This is a genomic window from Erysipelothrix sp. HDW6C (genome assembly GCF_011299615.1).
GTDB lineage: Bacteria > Bacillota_I > Bacilli_A > Erysipelotrichales > Erysipelotrichaceae > Erysipelothrix.
The window spans coordinates 1769703-1781854 of the sequence record NZ_CP049861.1; the positions used below are offsets into that span (position 1 = coordinate 1769703).

The following is a 12152-nucleotide window of genomic DNA, read 5'->3' on the forward strand; positions in this document are numbered from 1 at the left end:
CATATTGTGAATTGTTAAAATGTCACAAGATACACTGAAAATGTCATGGAACAACAAATTTTAATAATAATTATCGATTTTACTTATAAAATTAATATAATATGCAAAAAAGAGACTTTATTGTCTCTCTTCATGAATATACGTATTAATTGCTTGAATGAATACCGCTCCGAAGGCTTCCATCTTAACGGACCCGACACCATCAACATTAAGAAATGCTTCTGGTGTTTGTGGAAGTTTATGACACATATCCTTTAAGGTTAGATCACTGAACACGGTATAGGCTGGTACGTTGCGCTCTCGAGCAATCGTGAGTCGTAATGTCCGCAATGTTTCAAAGAGGGCTTCATTTTCAACATGCATGCGCGTTTGTCGCAATTGTGTTACGGGTTTTGTTTTAAGTGTTCTCATGATGATCTTCGCATCCCCTTTTAAAACAGGAAGCGCTTCGGCGGTCAACTTAAGGACACTATAACTATCATCAGAGATACTGAGATACTCCATTTCGACGAGTGTTTCGATGATTTCTTGGAGTGTTTCTTTTCGGCGTGAACTAAGGATTCCATACGTAGTAATGCGATCCAAGTTTGCTGCCAATAGAACTTTATTCTTACTTCCACGTAAAACTTCAATCACTCGAATCATCCCATAACGCTGATCCATTCTGTAGACACACGATAGTATTTTTTGAGCATCCTCAGTAATATCGCTTTCAATAAACTCTGATTGACAGTTATAACAATTATCGCAGGTCACTGAATTTGTATCCCCAAAGTACTCAAGAATGAACGTACGAAGGCAGGTTTTTGTTTTGGCGTAGGTTGTCATTTGGCGCAATCGTTGCCGTTCGTATGTTTGAAAGTCTTGAAATGACTTTTCATCAGTGCGTTCATCACGACTCGCATTGTCTATGAAAAAATTATTTGTGCGCACATCAGAACCACTGAAAAGCAAAATACATTCGGCTGGTGCGCCATCGCGTCCTGCGCGCCCTGCTTCTTGATAGTAGCTTTCAATATTCTTTGGCATATTATGGTGGATAACAAATGCAACGTTTGATTTATCAATCCCCATCCCAAATGCATTTGTTGCAACCATAATCGATACTTCATCGCGAATAAAGCGTTCTTGATTGGCATTTCGTCCATCACTGTCCATTCCACCATGATAGATTCCAACCTTGTATCCATCCTGTTGGAGTTGTGCTGCCACGCTTTCGACTTCTTTCCGAGTCTGACAGTAAATAATACCGGCATCATTACGATGTTTCATAACATAATCTTTGACAAATGGATATTTCTCTCGTGAAGTCAATTGAAGCACTTTGTAGTACAAGTTCGCGCGATTGAATCCAGTTGTTGTTTTAAGCGCATTTGACAGGCTTAAGCGCGACTCAATGTCTTGACAGACAAATTCCGTTGCAGTCGCTGTAAACGCCGCTACACGCGGTCTTGATGGCAATGAAGCAACAAACGTTGCGATATCAAGATAGTGCGGCCTGAAATCTTGCCCCCATTGTGAAACACAGTGCGCTTCATCGATGCTTACAAGTTTAATGTCAAGATAGGATGTTAGTTGTTGAAAACGATCAGTTAGCAATTGTTCGGGTGCGACATACAACAGCGTATAATGACCATCTTTTGCAAGCGTGTATGTCATTTGTACTTCTTCTGCGGAGAGCGAACTGTTGATGTAAGCTGCTTGAATACCAACTTGGGTCAAGGCACTTACCTGATCTTTCATTAATGATATCAGGGGCGAGACGACAATGTTAGTCCCTCCTAAAAGAAGCGATGGAATTTGATAACATATCGATTTCCCACCACCTGTCGGCATAATTGTCAGTGCATCATTACCAGCCATAATACCATCAATAATTGTCTCTTGACCGGGTCTAAAAACTTCATATCCAAAGTACTGCTTTAAAACTTCAAATTTATTCATAAGCCACCGAACTTTCGTTCTCTTAGTTTCTCAAATTCCCATACAAAATTCAAGCGTCTTTTTCTAACGAAGGTCTTCTTGCTTGATGATGTAATGAATAAAGAACCCCACGCTTGCAAAAGGCTCATGTTTAGAGATTGTGAATTCTGCCGCAGTCATGGTGTCAACCCAATCAGAAGCAGTCTTCCATTCATTGAGTTGCATCGCATATGCGATTCGCAATCCATACGTTGAAGCCTTTGTAAATACATTCTCTTTGAACCATGCTTGATTGTAATCAAGGACTTCTCCAAAAAGCAGGCTTTCGCTCTGAGTTCCCTGCAACAGTGCGATCGCCTCAGTGGGTTTATTCTCAAACACAATCTTATGGAGAATCTTACCGGGTTGGTTGTGAACGACGATTGATAATGTTCCTTGGGGTCGTAGAATACGTTTGAATTCATCAATGGCCTCTTTGGGGCTTTGCATGTAATTCAGAACGTTATGACACAGAATCCAATCAACACTTGCGGTGGGCGTTTTTTTTAGAACATCCAGACTGCCGTGATGAACTGTTAACGCATGTGTTTGCGCATTTAAAAATACATAATCTTTATCGATGCCAACAACCGTATTTTCATGGGCATAATGTTCCATTGTAATGCCCAATCCACAACCAAAATCAAGAATATCTTGATCTTGAAGGGATCCAATTTGCAGCCACAGTGTGCGATAAAACACCTGCGACCATGGTTGGGCAATGACCGCACGATAATCGTTTGCTTTTGACATGAGCTCTCCTTTACAAAAGACCACATTGGATGTGGTCTTTTCGACATTTAATCTACGTCTGTTTTTAGTGATCCTTTAAAGAAACGATCAATCAAGTGATTGGATACTTTATTTAAGATAAAGAGCAGACCCATACTTAAGACGACCAATCCCACAGTGATTTGTGTTTCTTGAGTTCCAAGATGAACCAAGCGAAGTTGCTTGAAGAATAAGTAACAAATACCGATAAGACTTGCTCCAGATGCCATCAGGACAGCAACACGCTTCCAATTCATCGGTTGGAAAATATGATAAACAAGAGCAAGTGATAAGAATATGGTTACAAAATATAACATGGTATGACGGGTTGGTAATGGAAATGGCATCAAGAGTGTTATTACAAAGATAATTGCCATTGTTGCAGCGTTGGGAATGATATTCCGTAGAATGCTTGGAATAATGGCTTCTTTTGGTTTTGCATAACTGCTTTCAAACGTTACAAACGATGAAGGCATCCCTTCCACAAACATACTCATAATTGACACTTGTAACGGTGTAAATGGATATAGTGTATTCATAAAAATAGCGACGAGTGCAAGGAGGAATGTTAAGAGTGTTCCCAAATAATACATTGAAGCAGAGCGCGAGATATTATTGGTAACCAATCGCCCTTCCATGACAACATCAACCATTGTTGTAAATTCGTTATCGAGTAAGATAATTTGTGCGGCTTGTCGTGCAGCACTTGACCCTGCCCCATTGCAATTGAACAATCCGCAGTTCTAAGTGCGAGGACATCATTCACACCATCCCCAACCATCGCAACACGCTGATGGTTTTTTTGGAGCATCTTTACCATTGTTTGTTTTTGATACGGTGATGCACGTCCAATGACATTATAATTTAAAACGGCATGTTCCAGTTCTGCATCGGTTTTCATGTGGGTAACATCAATGGCTCGATCGCCATTTACAATGCCTGTCTTTGATGCGACAGCCATCAATGTATTGATGTTATCCCCCGAAATAACCTTGACGACAACTTCATTATTTTTAAAGAAATCAAGTGCATCATAGACATCCTCACGGACTGGATCGGCAATAACAATCAGAGCATACGGTTGTAAGTCATCCGGACGTAACACCTCATTAATCTTTTGATCACTATGAGCAACCAAGAGAACACGAGCACCCTCACTTTGGTATGCAATTGCAGCTTCTGGCAGTGTATAATTATCAATCAAAAACTCAGGAGCACCCAAGAACATTGTTCCTTCATGGGCAAAGCTCATTGATCCCCATTTCCGTGCTGAGGAAAAAGGTACAACATGTTGTGGTTCCAAATTCGTCTTAAGGTCAAAGTGGGCTTTCATCGCCTTGGTTGTTGAATCGGTATCTTTTGAGTTACCAAGGTAAGTTGCAATCATATCATTCACTGTATTCTTGTCTTTAAGATAAAGAACATCTTGGACCGACATTGCCCCTGCGGTCAGCGTGCCTGTTTTATCAATACAGAGCACATCCACTTTAGACAATACTTCAATACTATAGATTTCTTGAACCAAGGTTCGTTTTTGAGCCAATCGGAATACCGACACACCAAATGAGAGACTCGTTAAGAGGATTAATCCTTTCGGTAAAAGGCCCAGTAATACAGTTGACGTTGCAACAACGGTTGGCTTGATACCTTCATGACGGACAAGCAACGCTTGGACAACCAAGATGATTCCAATTGGAAGTACAATGCGGGTACACCAGCGCGTAATGCGCATGAATGTCTCCATAAGTTCTGACTCAACGGGTTCATAGTTTCGTGCTTCTGATGTAATCTTTTGTGCAAAACTATTCAGACCGACACGATTTGTTTTCGCATAGCATGTTCCACTGGTGACAAAGCTTCCTGAGAGCAACTCATCCCCTTCATATTTCATAATTGGTTCCGATTCACCTGTTAGGTTCGACTCATTCATTTCAACATTATCTTGAATAACTACCGCATCGGCAGATACTTGATCCCCGATTTGATACAAAACAACATCACCCAATACAATTTGATCACTGGGGATTTTTTCAATTTTTCCATCGCGTAAGACTTTCGTATCATCGGATATAAGAATGTTTAGATTTTCAACAATACGCTTGGACCGAATTTCTTGAAATGATCGAATGGCAATATTCATCACAATAACATTAAGAAAGAACACACTTAAATACTCTTTTACGAGTATCAATGCAACCGCAATAAGGACATTATAAAGATTGAACAAATTGAACGTGTGCGACAGAATAATCTGCAGACTCGATTTGCTCTTGGCTTTAGGGACGACATTCACATTCCCTTTAGCAATTTGTTTTTTTACTTCATCGTGTGTAAGTCCAATTACGTTCTTATTCATACTAACCTCTAACTAGATTTCAATATCATCAATATGTTTTGGATTTTGTTGCGCCTTGGGTGGTGCTTGCATATAGGTTGGCCCATATGTTGCTTCTAAATATGTTTCATATTTACCCGGCACAGGTAACATGTGATTCTCAAACAAGACATCGGTTGTTGGAAAAACCACATCACGAGCAATGCGGCGATCAACAAACTTATCCCATGTCCATGTTACAGAAATAGCAATCTTACTGGAGTCACTATTTTTCTCTGAGTAACGGCGGGCATGATTCACAAAGCGTTGTTTTAACCACACAGGGTTCATTTTAAGATTTTCAAACAATACGATAAATGGCATCATTACGGTGCTGAGTGTCCGGTGATAAAAATGATTTACTTTACTCTCAGACACAGTATCAAAGATAAAAATATCAATGAACAAACCATCGCCATCACATTTATTGTTCAGCAACGAGTTGACTTCTTTCACATACGTCCCACCCATTCGAAACTTCATGGCTGGGATTAATACGTTGTAGCGTTTATCGGTTTCAAAGCAGTGAAAATAAAACGGCTCACGAATGTGCTCTTGAAGTACTTTGACCAAGCGATCATAGTTCGCGTATGTCATCATAACGTCGACATCATCATCCCAAGGGATAAAACCTTGGTGGCGAATGGCCCCAAGTGCAGTGCCATCAGAGAGGGCATACTCAATATCGTGTTCTTTGCAAATACGATCAAACTCTAAGACGATTTCTAATGTTTTCATTTGTACATCACGCAGGGTGATTTCGGAACCATCACTGCGTGTCTTTAGAACATATTTTTCCATGGTTATTTTCCTTTTGCTCGTTTTCAATTATACGATATCGTAAATGCGAATACCTTACAGTAATGTCATTTTACCATAATTCCCTAAAACTTAAAAAAAAGTTATAACGCATCTTAATATCTCGGTTATAACTGGCACGCATTGTGGTAGTAATGAAGGGTCGTTGCTCCGTATTCTTTGCGATCATATCGTGACCAGGTGTGCAACGTTTCTGGTATATCAACATGTGAGTCTGTTTCAAGAATTAGAAGTCCTGATGGACTCAACAGTTCGTGATTCACAATCTGTTGTGCTATGGCAACAATATCTGGATATGCATACGGTGGATCCATAAAGACAATCTCGAAAGGACCTTGAACTTGATTGACAAGTGTCTTTGCATCGCCACGCTTTACAACAACCTTATCGGCTTCATTAAGCATCATAACATTCTCCATAATAATCTTTGCTGCGCGGTTGTCTTTCTCAAACACAACTGCCTGCTCCATGCCACGACTGATTGCCTCTAAGGACATGGCACCACTTCCACCAAATACATCCAAGAAGCGGCCACCATCGAAGTAAGGACCAATTTTACTAAAAATAGCACCGCGAATCTTATCAGATGTTGGGCGTGTGGTATTCCCTTTTAGGGTTTTTAAAGCACGTGAACCGTGCGTTCCTGCTACAATTCTCATGATTGCTCCGCCAACTTTTTCTTTTCGACGAGCACTTTCTGTTCGATGTTATAACGACTGATAACATTTTGGACCAATCCAATCGCCAACATAATCGCGATACGACTTGATCCCCGGCTGATATAAAGAGCAATGGTACACCTGTTAGAGGAATTAATCCTGTAACCCCACCGACATTAAAGATAAAGTGAATCATAATATACGATGCAGCGCCGATGAGTAAAATCTTATCACGCTCAAGTTTGACTAAAATTGAATATTTCAAGGTATTATACAAGACAGTACCATATCCAATTACAATTACAAGAATTCCAAAAACGCCCAATTCTTCAACGACAATTGCTAAGATAAAGTCAGTCTGTGCTTCAGGAAGGTATCCATACTTGTTGACACTGTTTCCATACCCTTTACCAAAGAAGCCACTCTCAAGTCCTTGAACCATAGCAACAAGCCCCATAAAGAGTTGGTAACCATCACCATAGCGATCCGCAAAGGGATTGGCTGATGATTGCAAACGCCCTAGCATATAAGGATGAACCCCCATCGATTCAAGTGTTTTCGAAATGAAAGCCAAACCGCCTTCTGTATCCAAAATAATTAAGAATATAACACCAATAAGCATAAGAATCATCATAACTTGTTGAAGGCGCGTTAACCGTCGGTTTGAAGGTACCAAGAAACAAATATATGAGATTCCCAAGATAACAACCGCTGATCCCAAATCTTTTTGTAAAATCGTAACAATAAATACCATGACCATCACAATTGCTAAGGGTTCTGTGATCAAATCACGCATCTTCGCAATTCGTACCCGGTCTTTATCACCCAATCGTAAAGCAATTAGAATTATAATCCATACTTTCGCAAATTCAGACGGTTGAATGGTAATGGGCCCAATGCTAATCCACGCTCGAGCACCACCCGCGGAATATCCCATAAGAATGGGCAAAAGGAGCATCACAATAATGCCACCAGTAATAATACGAGAGTACTTTTGCGCCCATTTGAAATTAAACATGCGTGCCGTAAATACCATCCCTACATAGGATACAACGACAAACCCCATCTCTTTGGCACCAATAAACATAAGCGAGCCAATATTGGCATCTGCTTTCATGCTTGCTGAAATAATCATAAGCACACCAAAAAGATTGAGGATGAGTACAGCCGCATGGATATAACGATTATAGCCCGCAGGCATCTTTAATGAGAGTTTCTTCTTTTTCATAGAGTTATAATACCACATTAATACTGAAAATTATGCGAAACCCTTTCAAAAAGCACAAAAATAGGCTAATATAGTTGTAACGAGTTTGTTTATGAATACACATATAATTAAAGCTCACCGTTTTTTGGAATAGAGGAAATTACATGCACAAAATAAATATGGACACGATTGTCCTGGATCCAAACCCCGTTTTGCGTAAAAAATGCGAACCGGTATCTTTTCCTTTGCAATCGGAAGACATTCAGACCCTGAATGACATGATGCAATACGTACGCGATTCTCGCGATGAAGAACTGGCTGAGAAGTACAACTTACAACCTGCAAATGGAATCGCAGCACCCCAAATTGGCATTTCAAAACAAATGACTGCAATGGTCGTTGAATTGGAACAAAAAGATGGTACGTTTACTGAAGTTGAATATATGCTTATCAATCCAAAAATTGTTTCGCATTCTGTAAAACAAGCAGCACTGAGTTATGGTGAAGGATGTTTATCAATTCGCGACGAACACCCTGGTATTGTGGTGCGCAATCAGCGCATTAAAGTTGTTGCCTATGATTTAATTACAAACAAAGAAATCACAATCGTTGCCAAAGATCTCTTAGCGATCGTTTTACAACATGAAATCGACCATTTAAATGGCGTGCTCTTTTACGATCACATTAATGAAACAGACCCATGGGCTGCAGACGAAAAAATCAAACTCATTGAATATTAGATAGGAGTCATATTATGACAAAAGAAGAAAATAATGTAAGTATCAAAAAAACCGATACCCTAGTCTATGCATTAGGCGGACTGGGCGAAGTTGGAAAAAATATGTATGTCATCGAACACGAAGATGAAATTATCATCATCGATTCCGGTGTCATGTTCCCCGAGGATGACCTTCTCGGTGTGGATTATGTAATCCCTGATTTCTCACACCTTGTGAAAAATCAAAAGAAGATCAAAGCACTCATCATTACTCACGGTCACGAGGACCACATTGGAGGAATTCCATTTTTACTCCAACGCGTTACGATTCCGCAAATTTATGCACCACGTTTTGCGAAAGCACAAATTGAACGTAAATTAGAAGAACGTAAAATCAAAACAAAACATCAAATTCAAGAGATTGATTCAAAATCAAAAGTCACAACAAAGCACTTTGTGATTGGATTCTTTAATGTTGTTCACTCCATTCCTGATGCATTGGGAGTGTTGGTAAATACACCCAACGGACGCATTGTTTCTACTGGAGACTTTAAGTTTGACTTAACCCCTGTTGGTGAAAACCCAGACTATCAAGTCATGTCATATATGGGTGAAATTGGTGTTACACTGCTTATGAGTGACTCCACAAACGCACAAGTTAATGGTTTCTCAATCAGTGAGCGTGATGTTGCCCGTGAAATTAATCGAATCTTTAAAAAAGTCGAAGGACGTATTATCATTGCGACCTTTGCCTCGAACGTCTACCGTGTCCAGCAGATTATTGAAGCTGCGATTGCACAAGGTCGTAAGATTGCTGTCTTTGGTCGTTCAATGGAGAATGTCATTACAATCGCCCGTAAACTGGGGCACATTAAAGCTTCTGACAAGAACTTCGTAAATGCAAACCAATTAAACAAGCTGCCTGCAAATCAAGCATTGATTCTATGTACAGGTTCTCAAGGTGAACCCTTGGCTGCACTAAGCCGTATTGCTAATGGTACGCACCGTCAAATTAACATCATCCCTAATGACACAGTCATCTTCTCATCAAGTCCAATCCCAGGAAATGGACCGAGTGTATCACAAGTTGTTAATAAGCTAACACGTGCTGGTGCAAATGTACTTACAAACTCACCCTTAAACTCGTTGCATACAACAGGACATGCTTCTAAAGATGAACAAACATTAATGTTACAACTTATCAAGCCGAAATTCTTCATGCCAATGCATGGGGAGTACAAAATGTTGAAAACACACCGCCAAACGGCAATCGAAACCGGTGTTGATCCCGATAACATCTTCATTTGTTCAAATGGTGATGTCATCGCCCTGCGTGATGAAAAAGCGTTTATGACCGATATCCGTATCCAAGCAGATGACATTTACGTGGATGGAAATGATTCAAGTGGACTTTCGACCGCAGTCCTTAAAGACCGTAAAGTCTTATCTGACAGTGGATTGGTTTCCGTAGTTGTTACCATTGATTCACGCCAAAACAAAATCCTTACAAAACCAAGTATCGTAAGTCGTGGCTTTGTCTTTATTAAAGAAAACCAACCACTTCTTAAAGAAGCGGAACAAGTCGTTTATGAAGCACTTAAGAAACGCATGCAAAAGAAGGTTACCTTTGGTGAAATCAAGAATACCATCCGTGGTGCCCTTGAACCCTTCTTATACAAACACACACAACGCAATCCGTTGGTCATCCCTGTAATTTTAAACCAACGTTCTGCTGTGCAAACGCCACCTGCACCTAAAAAGGAAGCACCCAAGAAAAAAGCGCCACAAAAGAAACCCGTCGTAAAGAAGGAAGCCGATGTTGCGTAAATTTCGCCGACGCATCATTACGCTCACGGTAATCCTTGCACTGCTCTTAGGAGTCTACTTCGAGATGACAGTCTTTGCACCCAAGCGCGTGCGTTTACGATTTGAAACGGTAACATCGTCAACATTACCGGCATCTTTCAATAACAGCTCTGTTGCTGTGTTCTCTGATGTATTTAGTAATGTTGATAATTTACGAAAAGCAGTGGCACATATTAATGAATTCCAACCTGATATGGTCTTGTTTGCAGGAAACTTGTTCGATACACAACCTGATGATGAAACAGTGAAGATTATTCAAGATCTTCTTGCTTCATTACCGGATAAGCTGGGCAAGTATGCTGTATTGGGGGATGTTGATGCAAATGCTGCCAACGATATCACCCGGATTACCTTGCAGAATGCAGGGTTTCGAATCTTAGATAATGGGGTCACACCCATCTTCAACAATTCAAACGAGTCGATTCAACTGGTAGGACTCAATACCAATACCGAACCTGCCTTCCCAAGTATCAACGAGGCATTTACGCTGGTATTGGCTCACAATCCCGATGTCATTGATCAACTTAGCGATAAGGCCATCCATTTAATGGTTGCTGGAAAGTCCATGAATGGGCAAATCCGTATTCCACTTCTTGGATCACTCTTAGATGGTCCACAACATGATAAAAAAAGAGAGACCGTGAACAACACCCTCTTGATTCAATCATCCGGTGTTGGGAATCGCGAACCACAATTACGACTTCTTACCAATCCAGATGTCGTCATTATTACACTGAAGAACTCTCAATAAAAGGAGTTCTTTCGTTTCGAGGAGACACTTATGAATCACAAACAAGCAGCCCATGAATTTATGTTACAGTTTTTAAACACTCAATCACGTGTTGTGGATATGACTTGTGGAAATGGACATGATACATTATTCTTGGCACACCATGCCCAGCATGTCTATGCAATCGACATTCAAAAAGCGGCAATAGAAGCCACTGAGATACTCACACAGGACTATGCTAACATTACCTTTCTCAATCAAAGTCACGATACTGTTGATTATAAAAAAATTGCACCTATAACAGGTGCAATCTATAACTTAGGATATTTACCAGGGAGCGACAAAACACTTATTACAACAGCAGCCACAACAATCGCTTCACTTAAAAAGCTTCTTGATGTTGTCAGCGATTTTATCGTCGTTTCATGCTACCTCAAACATGAGGGTGGTTATGACGAGTACCAAGCTGTAACCGCCTTTCTTGACGCTACAAATACCTCATACGAGACATTACGCTACGAAACACCGTTAAGCCCGGTAACGTATCTTATTGATTTAAGAAATATGACAAGATAAAGCGTTCGCGCTGATGCACAAGTTCATTAACCATAGGCCGTGGCTTGGCTAATATATCAACCCACTCTTGGGGAGTTTTCCAAACAACTCCTTGAAACCATTCCTGTTCAGAGGCGGTCCATGCGGTCGCTTCTTTTTTTGTGATTGTACATACAAAAAAATGATGAACAGTGATAACTTCAAGTAAATTGTAACGATTGATTACAGAACCCAGATACGAGTCAATCCGACACGCAAAACCTACTTCTTCAAGCACCTCGCGATGGATTGCAGTTTCAGCATCCTCTCCAGCCTCAATTCCGCCTCCTGGTGTCTCGTAATGATCACGTGCACCAAAGATATCATCCCCAACAATATGCATCATGCCCATCCTTCCCTGTTCGTCAAACACCAAAGCACGTGCGGTCGAACGAATGGTTGTGAAACCTGTATTCTCATAATAATAATCATAGAATTCGTTAAGTAACATA

The 12152-nt window shown here is 40.4% G+C and carries 12 protein-coding genes; 4 read left to right on the forward strand and 8 right to left on the reverse strand.

Annotation, left to right across the window (positions count from 1 at the left end):
• Positions 1–117: 117 nt before the first annotated feature.
• The 7 genes from recQ to G7062_RS08450 all read right to left on the reverse strand — a co-directional run bounded on the left by recQ (position 118) and on the right by G7062_RS08450 (position 7813).
• Positions 118–1944, reverse strand: a complete 1827-nt coding sequence (gene recQ / locus G7062_RS08420; RefSeq protein WP_166065473.1) for a DNA helicase RecQ — start codon at positions 1942–1944, stop codon at positions 118–120.
• 63 nt (positions 1945–2007) lie between these two features.
• Positions 2008–2715: a methyltransferase domain-containing protein gene (locus tag G7062_RS08425; protein ID WP_166065474.1), complete on the reverse strand. Its 708-nt coding sequence runs from the start codon at positions 2713–2715 to the stop codon at positions 2008–2010.
• Positions 2716–2762: 47 nt separating this feature from the next.
• Complete coding sequence (locus G7062_RS08430) at positions 2763–3371, reverse strand: hypothetical protein (protein WP_166065476.1); 609 nt, start codon at positions 3369–3371, stop codon at positions 2763–2765.
• Positions 3302–5089 carry an HAD-IC family P-type ATPase gene (locus tag G7062_RS08435; protein ID WP_166065477.1) on the reverse strand — a complete coding sequence of 596 codons (1788 nt, stop codon included), beginning with the start codon at positions 5087–5089 and terminating at the stop codon, positions 3302–3304. The genes G7062_RS08430 and G7062_RS08435 overlap by 70 nt, the downstream gene beginning before the upstream one ends.
• A gap of 12 nt (positions 5090–5101) precedes the next feature.
• Complete coding sequence (locus G7062_RS08440; RefSeq protein ID WP_166065478.1) at positions 5102–5908, reverse strand: phosphorylcholine transferase LicD; 807 nt, start codon at positions 5906–5908, stop codon at positions 5102–5104.
• A 125-nt stretch (positions 5909–6033) separates the two neighbouring features.
• Positions 6034–6585 carry a 16S rRNA (guanine(966)-N(2))-methyltransferase RsmD gene (gene rsmD / locus G7062_RS08445; RefSeq protein WP_166065479.1) on the reverse strand — a complete coding sequence of 184 codons (552 nt, stop codon included), beginning with the start codon at positions 6583–6585 and terminating at the stop codon, positions 6034–6036.
• Positions 6509–7813 carry an FtsW/RodA/SpoVE family cell cycle protein gene (locus G7062_RS08450; RefSeq protein WP_166065480.1) on the reverse strand — a complete coding sequence of 435 codons (1305 nt, stop codon included), beginning with the start codon at positions 7811–7813 and terminating at the stop codon, positions 6509–6511. Before G7062_RS08450 ends, rsmD begins: the two co-directional genes overlap by 77 nt.
• A 143-nt stretch (positions 7814–7956) precedes the next feature.
• Between G7062_RS08450 and def the strand changes: the two genes are divergently transcribed.
• Genes def through G7062_RS08470 form a run of 4 tightly spaced genes read left to right on the forward strand, consistent with a single transcriptional unit; the run spans position 7957 to position 11682 of the window.
• Entirely contained in the window at positions 7957–8532 is a 576-nt protein-coding gene (gene def, locus G7062_RS08455) for a peptide deformylase (RefSeq protein ID WP_166065481.1), read from the forward strand.
• Positions 8533–8546: 14 nt separating this feature from the next.
• Positions 8547–10337, forward strand: a complete 1791-nt coding sequence (gene rnjA, locus G7062_RS08460; protein ID WP_166065482.1) for a ribonuclease J1 — start codon at positions 8547–8549, stop codon at positions 10335–10337.
• The gene (locus G7062_RS08465) at positions 10327–11127 is read left to right on the forward strand and encodes a metallophosphoesterase (RefSeq protein ID WP_166065483.1); all 801 of its coding nucleotides are present in this window, start codon (positions 10327–10329) and stop codon (positions 11125–11127) included. Before rnjA ends, G7062_RS08465 begins: the two co-directional genes overlap by 11 nt.
• A 30-nt stretch (positions 11128–11157) precedes the next feature.
• Positions 11158–11682, forward strand: a complete 525-nt coding sequence (locus G7062_RS08470; protein ID WP_166065484.1) for a class I SAM-dependent methyltransferase — start codon at positions 11158–11160, stop codon at positions 11680–11682.
• Here G7062_RS08470 and G7062_RS08475 read toward each other — a convergent pair.
• On the reverse strand, positions 11654–12151 hold the full coding sequence (locus tag G7062_RS08475; protein WP_166065485.1) for an NUDIX domain-containing protein: 498 nt from the start codon (positions 12149–12151) through the stop codon (positions 11654–11656). The genes G7062_RS08470 and G7062_RS08475 overlap by 29 nt on opposite strands.
• Position 12152: the final 1 nt, after the last annotated feature.